This window comes from Bacillus sp. CGMCC 1.60114 (assembly GCF_042676365.1).
In the GTDB taxonomy this organism is placed as follows: Bacteria; Bacillota; Bacilli; order Bacillales; family Bacillaceae_G; genus Bacillus_A; species Bacillus_A rhizoplanae_A.
Genome location: NZ_JBHTHG010000028.1, coordinates 21,198 through 38,931 on the forward strand (window position 1 = coordinate 21,198; position 17,734 = coordinate 38,931).

At 41.2% G+C, this 17,734-nt stretch carries 17 protein-coding genes; all 17 read left to right on the plus strand.

The genetic code is table 11. The features are described from left to right. Positions 1–127: 127 nt before the first annotated feature. The 17 genes from rpoB (at position 128) to rpsQ (ending at position 17,712) form a co-directional block, all read left to right on the plus strand. The gene (gene rpoB / locus ACFQZ1_RS09245) at positions 128–3,661 is read left to right on the plus strand and encodes a DNA-directed RNA polymerase subunit beta (protein ID WP_377881835.1); all 3,534 of its coding nucleotides are present in this window, start codon (positions 128–130) and stop codon (positions 3,659–3,661) included. A gap of 37 nt (positions 3,662–3,698) precedes the next feature. Next, on the plus strand, positions 3,699–7,310 hold the full coding sequence (gene rpoC, locus ACFQZ1_RS09250) for a DNA-directed RNA polymerase subunit beta' (RefSeq protein ID WP_377881836.1): 3,612 nt from the start codon (positions 3,699–3,701) through the stop codon (positions 7,308–7,310). A gap of 352 nt (positions 7,311–7,662) precedes the next feature. Beyond that, on the plus strand, positions 7,663–8,085 hold the full coding sequence (gene rpsL / locus ACFQZ1_RS09255) for a 30S ribosomal protein S12 (RefSeq protein WP_098309996.1): 423 nt from the start codon (positions 7,663–7,665) through the stop codon (positions 8,083–8,085). Between the two features lie 29 nt (positions 8,086–8,114). Further along, positions 8,115–8,585, plus strand: a complete 471-nt coding sequence (rpsG, locus tag ACFQZ1_RS09260; RefSeq protein ID WP_020062289.1) for a 30S ribosomal protein S7 — start codon at positions 8,115–8,117, stop codon at positions 8,583–8,585. Positions 8,586–8,793: 208 nt separating this feature from the next. After that, the gene (fusA, locus tag ACFQZ1_RS09265; RefSeq protein WP_377881837.1) at positions 8,794–10,872 is read left to right on the plus strand and encodes an elongation factor G; all 2,079 of its coding nucleotides are present in this window, start codon (positions 8,794–8,796) and stop codon (positions 10,870–10,872) included. Positions 10,873–10,993: 121 nt separating this feature from the next. Next, on the plus strand, positions 10,994–12,181 hold the full coding sequence (tuf, locus tag ACFQZ1_RS09270) for an elongation factor Tu (RefSeq protein ID WP_272190985.1): 1,188 nt from the start codon (positions 10,994–10,996) through the stop codon (positions 12,179–12,181). Between the two features lie 486 nt (positions 12,182–12,667). Next, entirely contained in the window at positions 12,668–12,976 is a 309-nt protein-coding gene (gene rpsJ, locus ACFQZ1_RS09275) for a 30S ribosomal protein S10 (protein WP_001040596.1), read from the plus strand. Positions 12,977–13,009: 33 nt separating this feature from the next. After that, positions 13,010–13,642 (plus strand): 50S ribosomal protein L3, encoded by a 633-nt coding sequence (gene rplC / locus ACFQZ1_RS09280; RefSeq protein ID WP_230576168.1) that lies wholly within the window; start codon positions 13,010–13,012, stop codon positions 13,640–13,642. Between the two features lie 26 nt (positions 13,643–13,668). Then, positions 13,669–14,292 carry a 50S ribosomal protein L4 gene (gene rplD, locus ACFQZ1_RS09285; RefSeq protein WP_154710857.1) on the plus strand — a complete coding sequence of 208 codons (624 nt, stop codon included), beginning with the start codon at positions 13,669–13,671 and terminating at the stop codon, positions 14,290–14,292. Next, positions 14,292–14,582, plus strand: coding sequence for a 50S ribosomal protein L23 (rplW, locus tag ACFQZ1_RS09290; protein ID WP_035433713.1), 291 nt, complete (start codon positions 14,292–14,294; stop codon positions 14,580–14,582). Before rplD ends, rplW begins: the two co-directional genes overlap by 1 nt. A gap of 28 nt (positions 14,583–14,610) precedes the next feature. Further along, a complete protein-coding gene (rplB, locus tag ACFQZ1_RS09295) occupies positions 14,611–15,441 on the plus strand; it encodes a 50S ribosomal protein L2 (RefSeq protein ID WP_098310002.1) in 831 nt (276 codons plus the stop codon). A 60-nt stretch (positions 15,442–15,501) separates the two neighbouring features. Then, a complete protein-coding gene (rpsS, locus tag ACFQZ1_RS09300; protein WP_020062296.1) occupies positions 15,502–15,780 on the plus strand; it encodes a 30S ribosomal protein S19 in 279 nt (92 codons plus the stop codon). 17 nt (positions 15,781–15,797) lie between these two features. Further along, positions 15,798–16,139, plus strand: a complete 342-nt coding sequence (gene rplV / locus ACFQZ1_RS09305; protein WP_011983250.1) for a 50S ribosomal protein L22 — start codon at positions 15,798–15,800, stop codon at positions 16,137–16,139. A 3-nt stretch (positions 16,140–16,142) separates the two neighbouring features. Continuing rightward, complete coding sequence (gene rpsC / locus ACFQZ1_RS09310) at positions 16,143–16,802, plus strand: 30S ribosomal protein S3 (protein WP_020062297.1); 660 nt, start codon at positions 16,143–16,145, stop codon at positions 16,800–16,802. A 1-nt stretch (position 16,803) separates the two neighbouring features. Continuing rightward, positions 16,804–17,238, plus strand: coding sequence for a 50S ribosomal protein L16 (gene rplP, locus ACFQZ1_RS09315; protein ID WP_020062298.1), 435 nt, complete (start codon positions 16,804–16,806; stop codon positions 17,236–17,238). Then, a complete protein-coding gene (rpmC, locus tag ACFQZ1_RS09320; protein ID WP_000855718.1) occupies positions 17,228–17,428 on the plus strand; it encodes a 50S ribosomal protein L29 in 201 nt (66 codons plus the stop codon). The genes rplP and rpmC overlap by 11 nt, the downstream gene beginning before the upstream one ends. Before the next feature lie 20 nt (positions 17,429–17,448). Continuing rightward, a complete protein-coding gene (gene rpsQ / locus ACFQZ1_RS09325; RefSeq protein ID WP_011983253.1) occupies positions 17,449–17,712 on the plus strand; it encodes a 30S ribosomal protein S17 in 264 nt (87 codons plus the stop codon). Positions 17,713–17,734 lie beyond the last annotated feature (22 nt).

Sequence of the window (17,734 nt, forward strand, 5' to 3'; positions counted from 1 at the left end):
TTAGAAATACTCAACGTATCTATCTTTTTTAGAGAAAAAGGCTACGCAATTTGTGTTAGCTGTATTTAGTTGTGATTTTGCGCATTTTTGTGCATTTATAATACTCATGATTTGAGGGGTGAAGCAGTTGACAGGTCAACTAGTTCAATACGGACGCCACCGCCAACGAAGAAGTTATGCCCGTATTAGTGAGGTATTAGAATTACCAAATCTTATCGAAATTCAAACCTCTTCTTATCAGTGGTTTCTTGATGAGGGTTTGCGAGAAATGTTCCAAGACATTTCTCCGATTGAAGACTTTACGGGAAATCTATCGCTTGAGTTTATCGACTACAGTTTAGGCGAACCGAAATATTCTGTAGAAGAATGTAAAGAGCGTGATGTGACGTATGCAGCACCACTTCGTGTAAAAGTGCGTCTAATCAATAAAGAAACTGGTGAAGTGAAAGAACAAGATGTGTTCATGGGAGATTTCCCACTCATGACAGAGACAGGAACATTCGTAATTAACGGTGCAGAACGCGTTATTGTTTCTCAGTTAGTTCGTTCACCAAGTGTATACTACAGCGGCAAGGTGGACAAAAACGGAAAACGCGGATTTACTGCTACTGTAATTCCAAACCGCGGAGCTTGGTTAGAGTATGAAACAGATGCTAAGGATGTTGTTTATGTGCGTATCGACCGTACGCGCAAACTACCTGTAACTGTTTTGTTACGCGCATTAGGGTTTGGCTCTGATCAAGAAATCACCGAGCTTATAGGTGATAACGAGTACTTAAGCAATACGCTAGAAAAAGATAACACGGATAGCACAGAAAAAGCATTGCTTGAAATTTATGAGCGTCTACGTCCAGGTGAACCACCAACAGTAGAAAATGCGAAGAGCTTGCTTGTTTCTCGCTTCTTTGATCCAAAACGTTATGATCTAGCAAATGTAGGTCGTTACAAAATTAATAAGAAATTACACATTAAAAACAGATTGTTTAACCAACGCTTAGCTGAAACATTGGTGGATCCTGAAACAGGCGAAATTTTAGCGGCAGAAGGAACAATCTTAGATCGTCGTACATTAGATCGTATGTTACCTTACTTAGAAAAGAACATTGGCTTTAAAACTGCGAAGCCGATAGGTGGAGTGGTAGAAGGCAATGTTGAATTGCAATCTATTAAGATTTATGCTCCAGATGCAGATGGAGAGCGTTCTATCAATATTATTGGTAATGCGAACATTGATCGCGATGTAAAACATATTACACCAGGCGATATTATTGCATCTATTAGCTATTTCTTTAACCTTCTATATAAAGTAGGAGACACGGATGATATTGACCATTTAGGAAACCGTCGTCTACGTTCTGTAGGGGAATTGTTACAAAACCAATTCCGTATCGGTCTTTCTCGTATGGAGCGTGTTGTTCGTGAGAGAATGTCGATTCAAGATACAAATGCAATTACACCGCAAGCGTTAATTAACATTCGTCCGGTTATTGCATCTATTAAAGAGTTCTTCGGAAGCTCGCAGTTATCTCAGTTTATGGATCAAACAAACCCATTAGCAGAGTTAACGCATAAACGAAGACTATCTGCATTAGGACCTGGTGGTTTAACGCGTGAGCGCGCAGGTTTTGAAGTACGTGACGTTCACTACTCTCACTATGGTCGTATGTGTCCAATTGAAACGCCAGAGGGACCAAACATCGGTTTGATTAACTCTTTATCTTCATTTGCGAAAGTAAATGAATTTGGTTTCATTGAAACACCATACCGTCGTGTTGATCCAGAAACTGGACGTGTAACAACACGTGTGGATTATTTAACAGCTGATGAGCAAGACAACTATGTTGTTGCCCAAGCAAATGCACGTTTATCTGAAGAAGGAGATTTCCTTGATGAAGATGTTGTAGCCCGTTTCCGTGATGAGAACGTTGTAGTAAAACGCGAACGTATTGACTACATGGATATCTCTCCAAAACAGGTTGTGTCTGCTGCGACAGCTTGTATTCCGTTCTTAGAAAATGATGACTCGAACCGTGCGCTAATGGGTGCGAACATGCAACGTCAAGCAGTTCCGCTTATGAACCCAGAATCTCCAATTGTAGGTACTGGTATGGAGTACGTATCAGCGAAAGACTCAGGTGCTGCAGTAATCTGTAAATATCCTGGTATTGTTGAACGCGTAGAAGCCCGCGAAGTTTGGGTACGTCGTTACATCGAAGTAGACGGCCAACAAGTAAAAGGTGATTTAGATCGCTATAAAATGTTAAAATTTGTCCGTTCTAACCAAGGAACTTGTTACAACCAACGCCCAATCGTAAGTGTTGGAGATGAAGTTGTAAAAGGTGAGATTCTTGCAGACGGTCCTTCTATGGAAAAAGGTGAACTTGCACTTGGTCGTAACGTGCTTGTTGGCTTTATGACATGGGATGGTTATAACTACGAGGATGCGATTATTATGAGTGAGCGCCTTGTAAAAGATGATGTGTATACTTCTATTCATATTGAAGAATATGAATCTGAAGCTCGTGATACAAAGCTAGGACCAGAAGAAATTACACGAGACATTCCAAACGTAGGGGAAGATGCGCTTCGCAATCTTGATGAGCGCGGTATTATCCGCATCGGTGCAGAAGTAAAAGACGGAGACCTTCTTGTTGGTAAAGTAACACCAAAAGGTGTAACGGAATTAACAGCAGAAGAACGTCTATTACATGCAATCTTCGGTGAGAAAGCTCGTGAAGTGCGTGATACATCACTACGCGTACCACACGGCGGCGGCGGTATTATCTTAGACGTAAAAGTATTCAACCGTGAAGATGGCGATGAATTGCCACCAGGCGTGAATCAACTTGTACGTGTATATATCGTTCAAAAACGTAAAATTTCTGAAGGTGACAAGATGGCCGGTCGTCACGGTAACAAAGGTGTTATCTCCCGTATTTTACCGGAAGAAGATATGCCTTACTTACCAGATGGCACACCAATCGATATCATGTTAAACCCATTAGGGGTACCATCTCGTATGAATATCGGTCAGGTGCTAGAGCTTCATCTTGGTATGGCAGCAAGATATCTTGGTATCCACGTTGCAACACCAGTATTCGATGGCGCTCGCGAGGAAGATGTGTGGGGAACAATCGAAGAAGCTGGTATGGCACGTGATGCAAAGACAATTCTATACGATGGACGTACTGGTGAACCATTCGACAACCGTGTATCTGTTGGTGTCATGTACATGATTAAACTTGCACACATGGTTGATGATAAACTTCATGCTCGTTCTACTGGACCATACTCACTTGTAACGCAACAGCCTCTTGGAGGTAAAGCACAGTTCGGTGGACAACGTTTCGGTGAGATGGAGGTTTGGGCACTTGAAGCTTACGGTGCTGCTTATACTCTTCAAGAAATCTTAACAGTTAAGTCGGATGATGTTGTTGGTCGTGTGAAAACGTACGAATCGATTGTAAAAGGCGAAAACGTTCCAGAACCAGGTGTTCCTGAATCATTCAAAGTATTGATTAAGGAATTACAAAGCTTAGGTATGGATGTTAAGATGATGTCTAGCGACGATACTGAAATTGAAATGCGTGATACTGATGACGATGATGATCATCAATCTGCAGATAAATTAAATGTCGAAGTTGAGACAACGAAGGAATAATTGGGATAACCTGTAGACTAAAAGGGAGGTAGGCCCCTTGATAGATGTAAACAACTTTGAATATATGAAGATTGGACTTGCATCACCAGACAAAATTCGCTCTTGGTCATATGGGGAAGTAAAAAAACCCGAGACGATTAACTATCGTACATTGAAACCAGAGAAAGACGGTTTGTTCTGTGAGCGTATTTTCGGTCCAACAAAAGACTGGGAATGTCATTGTGGTAAATATAAACGCGTCCGTTATAAAGGTGTAGTTTGTGATCGATGCGGCGTTGAAGTAACGCGTGCGAAAGTTCGTCGTGAACGTATGGGTCATATCGAATTAGCTGCTCCTGTATCTCATATTTGGTATTTCAAAGGTATCCCAAGCCGCATGGGACTTGTCTTAGACATGTCCCCTCGCGCGCTTGAAGAAGTAATTTATTTCGCTTCTTATGTAGTAACAGAAAGCGGTGATACACCGCTTGATAAGAAGCAGCTTCTTTCGGAGAAGGAATACCGTGCGTATCGCGATAGATACGGAAACTCTTTCCAAGCTTCTATGGGCGCAGAGGCAATTAAGAAGTTATTACAAGATATCGATTTAGATAAAGAAGTAGACTTCTTAAAAGAAGAGTTAAAAACAGCACAAGGACAACGTCGTACTCGTGCTATTAAACGTCTAGAAGTATTAGAAGCATTCCGTAACTCTGGAAACGAACCATCTTGGATGATTCTAGATGTTCTTCCAGTTATCCCACCAGAGCTTCGTCCAATGGTACAGTTAGATGGTGGACGTTTTGCAACTTCTGACTTAAACGACTTATACCGTCGTGTAATTAACCGTAACAATCGTTTAAAACGTTTATTAGACTTAGGTGCACCAAGCATCATCGTCCAAAACGAAAAGCGTATGTTACAAGAAGCAGTAGATGCTTTAATCGATAATGGTCGTCGTGGCCGTCCAGTTACTGGACCTGGTAACCGTCCATTAAAATCTCTTTCTCATATGTTAAAAGGTAAGCAAGGACGTTTCCGTCAAAACTTATTAGGTAAACGTGTTGACTACTCTGGTCGTTCCGTTATCGTTGTAGGACCGAACTTAAAAATGTACCAATGCGGTCTGCCAAAAGAAATGGCGCTTGAATTGTTCAAACCTTTTGTAATGAAAGAGTTGGTAGGAAAAGGATTAGCACACAACATTAAGAGTGCGAAACGTAAAATTGAGCGAGTACAGCCTGAAGTTTGGGATGTTTTAGAGTCTGTAATTAAAGAACACCCTGTACTTCTAAACCGTGCTCCAACGCTTCACCGTCTTGGTATTCAAGCGTTTGAACCTACATTAGTAGAAGGTCGTGCAATTCGTCTTCATCCACTTGTATGTACTGCATACAACGCGGACTTTGACGGTGACCAAATGGCGGTTCACGTTCCGTTATCATCAGAAGCACAAGCAGAAGCTCGTCTTCTTATGTTAGCTGCACAAAATATCTTGAACCCGAAAGACGGAAAACCAGTTGTTACACCATCTCAGGATATGGTATTAGGTAACTACTACCTAACGCTTGAACGTGCAGGTGCAATTGGTGAAGGTATGGTTTTCAAAGATACGAATGAAGCATTAATTGCATACCAAAACGGATATGTGCACTTGCATACTCGTGTTGCTGTTGCAGCAAGCTCTGTAAACAACGAAACGTTTACAGAAGAGCAAAACAGCAAGTTGTTGTTAACAACAGTTGGTAAGTTAATATTCAATGAAATCTTACCGAAATCTTTCCCTTACATTAACGAACCAACAAAAACAAACTTGGAGAAAGAAACTCCAGTGGAATACTTTGTTGAAAAAGGCGCTAACGTAAGAGAAATTATTGCTAGTCGCGAAGAAGTGGCACCATTTAGCAAGAAAATTCTTGGTAATATCATTGCTGAAGTATTTAAACGTTTCAAAATTACTGAAACATCTCGCATGCTTGACCGCATGAAAAATCTAGGATTTAAATACTCTACAAAAGCTGGTATTACAGTTGGTGTGGCGGATATCCTTGTATTAGGTGAAAAAGAAGAAATCTTGCATGAAGCGCAAGCGAAAGTAGATACAGTAATTAAGCAATTCCGTCGCGGTTTAATTACAGAGGAAGAACGTTATGATCGTGTTATCTCTATTTGGAGTAACGCAAAAGATGTTATCCAAGGAAAACTGATGAAAACCTTAGATAAGCGCAACCCGATCTTCATGATGAGTGACTCTGGTGCCCGTGGTAACGCATCGAACTTCACTCAGCTTGCTGGTATGCGTGGTTTGATGGCAAACCCATCTGGTCGTATTATCGAACTTCCAATCAAATCAAGTTTCCGCGAAGGTTTAACGGTACTCGAGTACTTCATCTCTACACATGGTGCGCGTAAAGGTCTTGCCGATACAGCACTTAAGACTGCGGATTCTGGTTACTTAACTCGTCGTCTTGTTGACGTTGCACAAGATGTTATCGTTCGTGAAGACGATTGTGGAACAGACCGCGGCTTATTAATTGGCGCAATTAAAGAAGGAAACGAAATTATCGAGTCCTTATACGATCGTCTTGTAGGACGTTTCGCAAGAAAATCTGTGAAGCATCCAGAAACAGGCGAAGTGTTAGTTCGTGAAAATGAATTAATTACAGAAGATATCGCTCATATCATTGAAAAAGCAGGCGTTGAACAATTGTACATCCGTTCTGCATTTACATGTAACACACGCCACGGCGTATGTAAGAAATGTTACGGTCGCAACTTAGCTACTGGTACAGATGTAGAAGTAGGCGAAGCGGTTGGTATTATCGCAGCTCAATCTATCGGTGAGCCAGGTACACAGTTAACGATGCGTACATTCCATACAGGTGGGGTTGCTGGAGACGATATCACACAAGGTTTACCGCGTATTCAAGAGATTTTCGAAGCGCGTAATCCGAAAGGTCAAGCGGTTATCAGTGAAATCGACGGTGTTGTTGCAGCGGTTAACGATGTGAAAGATCGCCAAGAAGTTGTTGTACAAGGTGATGTAGAAACTCGTACGTATGCAATTCCTTATGGCGCTCGTCTAAAAGTAGCTCCAGGACACCGCATTGAACACGGTAAAGAACTTACAGAAGGTTCTATCGATCCAAAAGAATTACTGAAAGTAACAGATATTACAGCAGTTCAAGAATACCTGCTTCGTGAAGTACAAAAAGTATACCGTATGCAAGGGGTAGAAATTGGTGATAAACACGTTGAAGTAATGGTTCGCCAAATGCTTCGTAAAGTTCGTGTAATCGATGCTGGTGAAACAGATGTATTACCAGGAACATTACTGGATATTCATCAGTTCACAGATGCAAATGCCAAAGTGTTGCTTAAAGGTAAACAACCAGCAACAGCACGTCCAATCCTTCTTGGTATTACAAAGGCTTCACTTGAAACAGATTCATTCTTATCTGCAGCATCATTCCAGGAAACAACTCGTGTGTTAACTGATGCGGCAATTAAAGGTAAGCGCGATGAACTTCTTGGTCTGAAAGAAAATGTTATTATCGGTAAACTTGTTCCGGCTGGTACAGGTATGAATCGTTACCGCAGAGTAGATCTTGTAAAAACAGCAAAAGAAGAAATAAATGTAGAAAATGACGAGGTTTACGTAGAAAACTAAAATTTTCCGTCGTAAATTTTGTATAAAAACAGATAATCCTAGTTGACATTATGTAATGCAAAATGTTAATATAAGCAAGGTTGCTCCTAAACAAACGTTGAATGAAATTCAACACGGTATAGTTAGAACGTTGCATTCGCTTTGGTGATGTAATATAACATGCCTTTTGAAACTGGATCTCAACATGAAAATGTGCGAGATACAAGTGGGAGCTTCAGTGATAGGAATAACAAGTTAAAACTGTTTTTGTGAGGAGAGAGCATTTGCTCTCCCTTGCAAAAACTTTGTTTTCAACTAATAATGAACCACCTGGATATGTGGTCATACAAACGTGCGAAGGGAGGATAAATTAATGCCTACTATTAACCAATTAGTGAGAAATGGACGTACTGATAAAGTATGGAAATCTAAATCACCTGCGTTAAACAAAGGTTTCAACTCTTTAAAGAAAAAAGCAACTGATATCTCTGCACCTCAAAAACGTGGTGTATGTACTCGTGTTGGTACAATGACTCCAAAGAAACCGAACTCAGCGTTACGTAAATACGCTCGTGTACGTTTAACAAACGGTATCGAGGTTACTGCTTACATCCCAGGTATCGGTCATAACCTACAAGAACACAGCGTAGTATTAATTCGCGGTGGTCGTGTAAAAGACTTACCAGGGGTACGTTACCACATCGTTCGTGGTGCGCTTGACACAGCTGGTGTTGACAAACGTATGCAAGGACGTTCTAAATATGGTACTAAGAGACCAAAAGCTGCTAAGAAATAATAAAACTGAACTGAAAGGAGGAACTCAATATGCCTCGTAAAGGACCTGTTGCGAAACGTGACGTGTTACCAGATCCAATGTACAATTCTAAACTTGTAACACGCCTAATCAACAAAATGATGGTTGACGGTAAAAAAGGTAAATCTCAAACAATTCTTTATAATGCGTTCGATATCGTTCGTGAACGTACTGGTAATGAACCAATGGAAGTATTCGAGCAAGCTCTTAAGAACATCATGCCTGTTCTTGAAGTACGCGCTCGTCGTGTTGGTGGTGCTAACTACCAAGTTCCAGTTGAGGTTCGTCCAGAACGCCGTACAACTTTAGGTCTTCGTTGGTTAGTAAACTATGCTCGTCTTCGTGGTGAAAAAACTATGGAAGAGCGTTTAGCTTACGAAATCTTAGATGCAGCTAACAACGCTGGTGCATCTGTTAAGAAACGCGAAGACACTCACAAAATGGCAGAAGCTAACAAAGCATTTGCTCATTACCGTTGGTAGGATTCAACGAAAAATAACTATAAGCATAAACCGCTTTATTTGTCGCTTATGGAATTGTGGAGAGGGAGAATACCTCTCCCTTTCAATGGGCGCTCGTTTTACATAATGAGAGTACTAGACATACTGACATATGTAACAAAATAAAGTGGCTTTTTTGCTACTTAAAATAAAAAAATCCAATCCATATTAGGAAGGAGAAAGACACCAAATGACTAGAGAGTTCTCCTTAGAAAACACTCGTAATATTGGTATCATGGCTCACATCGATGCTGGTAAAACAACAGCAACTGAGCGTATCCTGTACTACACAGGCCGCATTCATAAAATCGGTGAAACTCACGAAGGTGCATCTCAGATGGACTGGATGGAGCAAGAACAAGAGCGTGGTATCACAATTACTTCTGCAGCAACTACTGCTCAATGGAAAGGTCACCGTGTAAACATCATTGACACTCCAGGACACGTAGACTTCACTGTAGAAGTAGAACGTTCTTTACGCGTACTTGATGGTGCGGTAGCAGTACTTGACGCGCAATCTGGTGTAGAACCACAAACAGAAACTGTTTGGCGTCAGGCTACTACTTACGGTGTACCACGTATCGTGTTCGTTAACAAAATGGACAAGATCGGTGCAGACTTCTTATACTCTGTAGGAACAATTCATGATCGTTTACAAGCAAACGCTCATCCAATTCAGTTACCAATCGGTGCTGAAGATCAGTTTACGGGAATTATCGACCTAGTAGAAGAGTGTGCATACATGTACACAAACGACTTAGGAACAGATATCCAACGTATTGAAATTCCTGCAGAACATAAAGAATTAGCTGATGAATACCGCGGAAAACTTATCGAAGCGGTAGCAGAGCTTGATGAAGAAATGATGATGAAGTACCTAGAAGGTGAAGAAATCACTGTAGAAGAGCTTAAAGCTGGTATCCGTAAGGCTACAACTTCTGTTGAATTCTTCCCAGTAATCTGTGGTTCAGCATTCAAAAACAAAGGTGTTCAAATTCTGTTAGATGCAGTTATCGACTACCTTCCATCTCCACTTGACGTACCTGCTATTAAAGGTATCATTCCGGATACAGATGAAGAAGTAGAACGTAAATCTAGCGATGAAGAACCATTCGCAGCTTTAGCATTCAAAATCATGACTGACCCTTATGTTGGTAAATTAACGTTCTTCCGTGTGTACTCTGGTACATTAAACTCTGGATCTTACGTGAAAAACTCAACTAAAGGTAAGCGTGAGCGTGTAGGTCGTATCCTACAAATGCACGCAAACAGCCGTGAAGAGATTTCAACAGTTTATGCTGGTGACATCGCTGCTGCTGTAGGTTTAAAAGATACTACAACTGGTGATACTCTTTGTGACGAGAAGAGCCTTGTTATCCTTGAGTCTATGGAATTCCCAGAGCCGGTTATCTCTGTAGCTATCGAACCAAAATCTAAAGCTGACCAAGATAAAATGGGTACAGCATTATCTAAGCTTTCTGAAGAAGATCCAACATTCCGTGCTCACACTGACCAAGAAACTGGCCAAACAATCATCGCTGGTATGGGTGAACTTCACCTTGATATCATCGTTGACCGTATGCGCCGTGAATTCAAAGTGGAAGCAAACGTTGGTGCTCCTCAGGTAGCATACCGTGAGACTTTCCGCGCTTCTGCGAAAGTTGAAGGTAAGTTCGCTCGTCAATCTGGTGGTCGTGGACAATTCGGTCACGTTTGGATTGAGTTTGAACCTAACGAAGAAGGTAAAGGATTCGAATTCCAAAACAAGATCGTCGGTGGTGTAGTTCCACGTGAATACATCCCAGCTGTAGGAGCAGGTCTTGAAGATGCGCTTAAAAATGGTGTACTTGCAGGATATCCTGTAGTAGACATTAAAGCTGCGTTGGTTGACGGATCTTACCATGATGTTGACTCCTCTGAGATGGCGTTCAAAATCGCTGCATCTATGGCTCTTAAAGCTGCGGTTTCTAAATGTAACCCAGTAATTCTTGAGCCAATGATGAAAGTTGAAGTTGTAATTCCTGAAGAGTACATGGGTGACATTATGGGTGACGTAACATCTCGTCGTGGACGTGTAGAAGGTATGGAAGCTCGCGGTAACGCACAAGTTGTTCGCGCTATGGTTCCACTTTCTGAAATGTTCGGTTATGCAACGTCATTACGTTCTAACACTCAAGGACGCGGAACATTCTCAATGACATTTGATCATTATGAAGAAGTACCGAAGTCTGTTTCAGAAGAAATTATTAAAAAAAATAAAGGTGAATAATTGATTTTTATCGATTGTTCAAGTATAACTACTTATGTAAGCTTAGAAAGCAGCGGGGCTTAGGCTCCTTACTTTCTAGTCTGAATATAAAATAATCTATATAACCAAGGAGGAATTTAGAATGGGAAAAGCTAAATTCGAACGTTCTAAACCACATGTTAACATTGGTACAATCGGCCACGTTGACCATGGTAAAACTACATTAACTGCTGCTATCACTACAGTTCTTGCAAAAGCTGGTGGTGCTGAAGCGAAAGGTTACGACCAAATCGATGCTGCTCCAGAAGAAAGAGAGCGCGGTATCACAATCTCAACTGCACACGTTGAGTACGAAACTGAAACTCGTCACTATGCACACGTTGACTGCCCAGGACATGCTGACTATGTTAAAAACATGATCACTGGTGCTGCTCAAATGGACGGCGGTATCTTAGTAGTATCTGCTGCTGATGGCCCAATGCCTCAAACTCGTGAGCACATCCTTCTTTCTCGTCAAGTAGGTGTTCCTTACATCGTTGTATTCTTAAACAAATGCGACATGGTTGACGACGAAGAGTTATTAGAATTAGTAGAAATGGAAGTTCGCGATCTATTATCTGAATACGACTTCCCAGGCGATGATATCCCTGTAATTAAAGGTTCTGCTCTTAAAGCTCTTCAAGGAGATGCTGAGTGGGAAGCAAAAATCATCGAATTAATGAACGAAGTTGATGCTTACATCCCAACTCCAGAACGTGACACTGAAAAAGCATTCTTAATGCCTGTTGAGGACGTATTCTCTATCACAGGTCGTGGTACAGTTGCTACAGGTCGTGTAGAGCGCGGTGTAGTTAAAGTTGGTGACGTAGTAGAAATCATCGGTTTTACTGAAGAAAACAAATCTACAACTGTAACTGGTGTAGAAATGTTCCGTAAGCTTCTTGACCAAGCTCAAGCTGGAGACAACATCGGTGCTCTACTTCGTGGGGTTGCTCGTGAAGAGATCCAACGTGGACAAGTTCTTGCTAAAACTGGCTCTGTAAAAGCTCACGCTAAATTCAAAGCTGAAGTTTTCGTTTTATCTAAAGAAGAAGGTGGACGTCACACTCCATTCTTCGCTAACTACCGCCCACAATTCTATTTCCGTACAACTGACGTAACTGGTATCATCCAATTACCAGAAGGTACTGAAATGGTAATGCCTGGTGACAACATCGAAATGACTATCGAACTTATCGCTCCAATCGCGATCGAAGAGGGAACTAAGTTCTCTATTCGTGAAGGTGGACGTACTGTAGGTTACGGTGTAGTTGCAACTATCGTTGAGTAATCTTAACTGATATATGAAACCCAAGGGATTTTCCCTTGGGTTTTTTATTTATCCGGCTATTTGTGAGTAGTAAGCCCTCACCTCAAAATTGAGAGAGAAGTGAGGAAGACGGGCAGAGGAAGAAAACCTACTGATGGAAGTTTCAATTTATAATAGATAAAGATCTATTTTTAAGCTTTGACGAGTTTCTTCTATAATATATAAACTACAAAACCATTCAACCAAAAACTGTAAAAAGAATTACAGCAGATGAAAACTTGAAATTATTCAAAGTGCCATGTATAATAGCAAAAGTAGAGAAAAGCAGATGCGAACAAAAAATGCTTGCATCTGGACGAATAACATTGTATAATAAACAATGTTGGTCTTTGACTGCGATGAAGTGGAAGGTTGCTGACACACCCGGCCGCTTTGCCATGGCGAGTGTGTGGAAATTTCCATGGAGAATGTCTATTTTTAAAATAGGCGAACGAAGGAGGGAAAATAATGGCAAAAGAAAAAATTCGTATTCGTTTAAAAGCTTACGATCACCGTATTCTTGATCAGTCAGCTGAGAAAATTGTAGAAACAGCTAAGCGTTCTGGGGCGACAGTTTCTGGTCCAATCCCATTACCAACTGAAAAAACTGTTTACACGATTCTTCGTGCGGTTCATAAATACAAAGATTCTCGTGAGCAATTCGAAATGCGCACGCACAAACGTCTAATCGACATCGTGAGCCCTACTCCACAAACAGTAGACTCTTTAATGCGTTTAGACTTACCATCTGGTGTAGATATCGAAATCAAACTATAATTTATATAAGTTAAAATGTAGGAGGTGTAACTCATGACCAAAGGAATCTTAGGAAAAAAGATCGGTATGACTCAAGTATTTGCTGAAAACGGCGAGCTAATTCCTGTAACTGTTATCGAAGCGACTCCAAACGTTGTTCTTCAAAAGAAAACTGTTGAAACTGATGGCTACAATGCAATTCAGTTAGGTTTTGCTGACAAACGCGAAAAATTAGCTAACAAACCTGAACAAGGTCACGTTGCTAAAGCAACTACTGCTCCTAAGCGCTTCATTCGCGAACTTCGCGATGCAGACGTGGAAGGACAAGAAGTTGGTCAAGAGGTAAAAGTAGAAGTTTTCGCTGCAGGTGAAACTGTAGACGTAACAGGTATTTCTAAAGGTAAAGGTTTCCAAGGTGCTATTAAACGCCACGGACAATCTCGCGGACCTATGTCTCACGGTTCTCGTTATCACCGTCGTCCTGGTTCAATGGGCCCTGTTGCTCCGAACCGTGTATTCAAAGGCAAAAAACTTGCTGGACGTATGGGTGGAGACCAAGTTACTATTCAAAACCTAGAAATCGTTCAAGTTGACGTAGAACGCAACTTACTGTTAGTAAAAGGCAACGTTCCTGGCGCTAAGAAATCTCTTGTAGTTGTTCGTAGTGCTGTTAAGGCTAGCAAATAATTCTCTATAAGAAAGGAGGAACCCCAATGCCAAAAGTAAAGTTATTTAACCAAACTGGTTCTGAAGTTGGTGAAATCCAATTAGCTGAAACTGTTTTCGGTATCGAACCAAATGAAGCTGTACTTTTTGAAGCAGTAATGATGCAACGTGCATCTTTACGTCAAGGTACACATAAAGTAAAAACTCGCTCTGAAGTGCGCGGTGGAGGTCGCAAACCATGGCGTCAAAAAGGAACTGGACGTGCTCGTCAAGGTTCTATCCGCTCTCCTCAATGGCGTGGTGGTGGTACGGTATTCGGACCTACACCAAGAAGCTATGCATACAAACTACCTAAAAAAGTTCGTCGCTTAGCTATTAAATCTGCATTAGCTACTAAAGTAGTTGAGAACAACATCGTAGTTCTTGAAGACTTAGTGTTAAATGCACCAAAAACAAAAGACATGGTAGCAGTTCTTAAAGGATTAACTGTTGAGAAGAAAGCTCTTATCGTAACTGCTGATGTAAACGAAGCAGTTGAGTTATCTGCTCGCAATATTCCTGGAGTAACAGTAATCACTGCTGATGGCGTAAACGTTTTAGACGTGCTTCATCATGATAAGCTGATCATGACAAAAGCGGCAGTGGAAAAAGTAGAGGAGGTGCTTGCATAATGAAAGATCCTCGTGATATCATTAAGCGCCCAGTTATCACTGAACGTTCTATGGAAATGATGGCTGAAAAAAAATACACGTTCGATGTGGACGTTAAAGCTAATAAAACGGAAGTTAAAGATGCTGTAGAAGCTATCTTTGGTGTTGAAGTTGAGAAAGTAAATATCATGAACTACAAGCCAAAAGCAAAACGTGTTGGTCGTCACGCTGGTTTCACTAACCGTCGTCGTAAAGCAATCGTTAAGCTTACTGCTGACAGCAAAGAAATCGAGATCTTCCAAGGAGTTTAATTCTTACTAAAGAAGGAGGGAAAATCAGATGGCAATCAAAAAGTATAATCCAACTACTAACGGTCGTCGTAATATGACTACGAATGATTTCGCTGAAATCACGACTGATAGACCGGAAAAATCATTACTTGCGCCTTTAAGCAAAAAGGCTGGACGTAATAACCAAGGTAAAATTACTGTACGTCACCAAGGTGGCGGACACAAGCGTCAATACCGTATCATCGACTTCAAACGTAACAAAGATGGAATTCCTGGACGCGTTGCTACGATCGAATACGATCCAAACCGCTCTGCGAATATCGCATTAATTAACTACGTTGACGGTGAAAAACGTTACATCCTTGCTCCTAAAAACTTAGAAGTAGGTATGGAAATCATGTCTGGCCCAGAAGCGGACATTAAAATCGGTAACGCATTACCATTAATCAACATTCCAGTAGGTACAGTTGTTCATAACATCGAGCTTAAACCAGGCCGTGGTGGACAATTAGTTCGTTCTGCTGGTACATCTGCTCAAGTACTTGGTAAAGAAGGTAAATACGTACTTGTACGTTTAACTTCTGGTGAAGTACGCTTAGTTCTAGCTACTTGCCGCGCTACAGTAGGTCAAGTAGGTAATGAGCACCATGAACTTATTAAAATTGGTAAAGCGGGTCGTTCTCGCTGGTTAGGCAAGCGCCCAACTGTTCGTGGTTCTGTAATGAACCCAGTTGATCACCCACACGGTGGTGGTGAAGGTCGCTCACCAATCGGACGTAAGTCTCCAATGTCTCCATGGGGTAAACCAACTCTTGGATTCAAAACTCGTAAGAAAAATAAAGCGTCTGACAAATTCATCGTTCGTCGTCGTAAAAAATAATGGGGTTGTAGTACGGTTCATTTCTAGAACCGTACGGCAATCACGAAGGGAGGCACCAAAATGGCTCGTAGCTTGAAAAAAGGACCATTTGTTGATGATCATTTAATGAACAAAATTGCAAAGTTAAATGAAACTGAGCAAAAACAAGTTGTAAAAACTTGGTCTCGTCGTTCAACGATCTTCCCACAGTTTATTGGTCATACAATCGCTGTATATGATGGTCGTAAACACGTTCCTGTATACGTAACTGAGGATATGGTTGGCCACAAGTTAGGTGAGTTCGCACCAACTCGTACGTACAAAGGTCATGATGCTGACGATAAGAAAACTAGAAGATAATGAGAGGAGGCACTTCAATGCAAGCTAAAGCAGTAGCGAGAACAGTTCGTATTGCTCCTCGTAAAGTTCGTTTAGTAGTAGACTTAATCCGAGGTAAGCAAGTGGGTGAAGCGATTGCTATCCTTAACCACACGCCAAAAACTGCTTCTCCAGTTGTAGAAAAAGTTTTGAAATCTGCAATTGCAAATGCAGAACATAACTATGAAATGGATGTAAACAACTTAGTTGTTGAAAAAGTTTTCGTTGACGAAGGTCCAACGTTAAAACGTTTCCGTCCACGTGCAATGGGTCGTGCAAGCCAAATTAACAAACGCACAAGCCACATCACAGTTGTGGTATCAGAAAAGAAGGAGGGATAATCGATGGGTCAAAAGGTTAGTCCAGTTGGTCTTCGTGTCGGTATCATTCGTGATTGGGAATCTCGTTGGTACGCTGAAAAAGATTATGCTACATTCTTACATGAAGACATCAAAATTCGTGAGTACATCAACGTTCGCTTAAAAGATTCTGCTGTTTCTAAAGTAGAAATCGAGCGTGCGGCAAATCGTGTAAATGTTACAATTCACACTGCAAAACCTGGTATGGTAATTGGTAAAGGTGGTACAGAAGTTGAAGCACTTCGTAAAGCTCTTAACCAATTAACAGGTAAACGTGTACACATCAACATTTTAGAAGTTAAGAGAGCTGATCTTGACGCTAAATTAGTAGGCGAAAACATCGCTCGTCAATTAGAAAACCGTGTATCTTTCCGTCGTGCACAGAAGCAAGCAATTCAACGTGCTATGCGTGCAGGAGCTAAAGGTATCAAAACACAGGTTTCTGGTCGTCTTGGCGGAGCTGATATCGCTCGTGCAGAATCTTACAGTGAAGGAACTGTTCCACTTCATACACTTCGCGCTGATATTGACTATGCAACAGCTGAAGCTGATACAACGTACGGTAAATTAGGCGTAAAAGTATGGATCTACCGTGGAGAAGTCCTTCCTACAAAAAAGAAAGCTTCTGAGGAAGGAGGAAAATAATATGTTAATGCCTAAACGCGTAAAATATCGTAGAGAGCATCGTGGTAAAATGCGTGGTCGTGCAAAAGGTGGCGCTGAAGTACATTTTGGTGAGTTTGGTTTACAATCTCAAGAGGCTTCTTGGATTACAAACCGTCAAATCGAAGCAGCTCGTCGTGCAATGACTCGTTATATGAAACGTGGCGGTAAAGTTTGGATTAAAATTTTCCCTTCTAAACCTTACACTGCTAAACCTCTAGAAGTACGTATGGGTTCCGGTAAAGGGGCTCCAGAAGGTTGGGTAGCAGTAGTAAAACCTGGAAAGGTTATGTTTGAAATCGCGGGTGTATCTGAAGAGGTAGCACGCGAAGCATTACGTCTTGCAGCTCACAAGTTACCAGTGAAATGTAAATTCGTAAAACGTGAAGAAAATGGTGGTGAATCTAATGAAAACTAATGATATTCGTGAATTAACCACTGCCGAAATCGAAACAAAAGTTAAAGCGTTAAAGGAAGAGTTGTTTAATCTTCGCTTCCAGCTTGCTACAGGACAATTAGAGAATCCAACACGCATCCGTGAAGTGCGTAAAGCGATTGCTCGTATGAAAACTGTAGTTCGTGAAAGAGAGATCGGAATTAATCGATAAATTGAGGGGAGGTTTGCAAAGTGAGCGAACGTAACCAACGCAAAGTTTATACTGGTCGTGTTGTTTCTGACAAAATGGACAAAACGATTACAGTTTTAGTTGAAACTTACAAAACTCATTCCTTGTACGGAAAACGCGTTAAGTATTCTAAGAAGTACAAAGCGCATGATGAGCAAAACCAAGCAAAAGTTGGCGATATCGTAAAAATCATGGAAACTCGCCCGCTTTCTGCTACTAAGCGTTTCCGTTTAGTTGAAATCGTTGAAGAAGCGGTTATTATCTAAATATAGACGAATCGGAATTTTA

Coding starts and splice junctions, on each gene's coding strand:
- rpsL (WP_098309996.1), top strand. CDS start 7,663: ATGCCTACTATTAACCAATTAGTGAGAAATGGACGTACTGATAAAGTA.
- rpsG (WP_020062289.1), top strand. CDS start 8,115: ATGCCTCGTAAAGGACCTGTTGCGAAACGTGACGTGTTACCAGATCCA.
- fusA (WP_377881837.1), top strand. CDS start 8,794: ATGACTAGAGAGTTCTCCTTAGAAAACACTCGTAATATTGGTATCATG.
- tuf (WP_272190985.1), top strand. CDS start 10,994: ATGGGAAAAGCTAAATTCGAACGTTCTAAACCACATGTTAACATTGGT.
- rpsJ (WP_001040596.1), top strand. CDS start 12,668: ATGGCAAAAGAAAAAATTCGTATTCGTTTAAAAGCTTACGATCACCGT.
- rplC (WP_230576168.1), top strand. CDS start 13,010: ATGACCAAAGGAATCTTAGGAAAAAAGATCGGTATGACTCAAGTATTT.
- rplD (WP_154710857.1), top strand. CDS start 13,669: ATGCCAAAAGTAAAGTTATTTAACCAAACTGGTTCTGAAGTTGGTGAA.
- rplW (WP_035433713.1), top strand. CDS start 14,292: ATGAAAGATCCTCGTGATATCATTAAGCGCCCAGTTATCACTGAACGT.
- rplB (WP_098310002.1), top strand. CDS start 14,611: ATGGCAATCAAAAAGTATAATCCAACTACTAACGGTCGTCGTAATATG.
- rpsS (WP_020062296.1), top strand. CDS start 15,502: ATGGCTCGTAGCTTGAAAAAAGGACCATTTGTTGATGATCATTTAATG.
- rplV (WP_011983250.1), top strand. CDS start 15,798: ATGCAAGCTAAAGCAGTAGCGAGAACAGTTCGTATTGCTCCTCGTAAA.
- rpsC (WP_020062297.1), top strand. CDS start 16,143: ATGGGTCAAAAGGTTAGTCCAGTTGGTCTTCGTGTCGGTATCATTCGT.
- rplP (WP_020062298.1), top strand. CDS start 16,804: ATGTTAATGCCTAAACGCGTAAAATATCGTAGAGAGCATCGTGGTAAA.
- rpmC (WP_000855718.1), top strand. CDS start 17,228: ATGAAAACTAATGATATTCGTGAATTAACCACTGCCGAAATCGAAACA.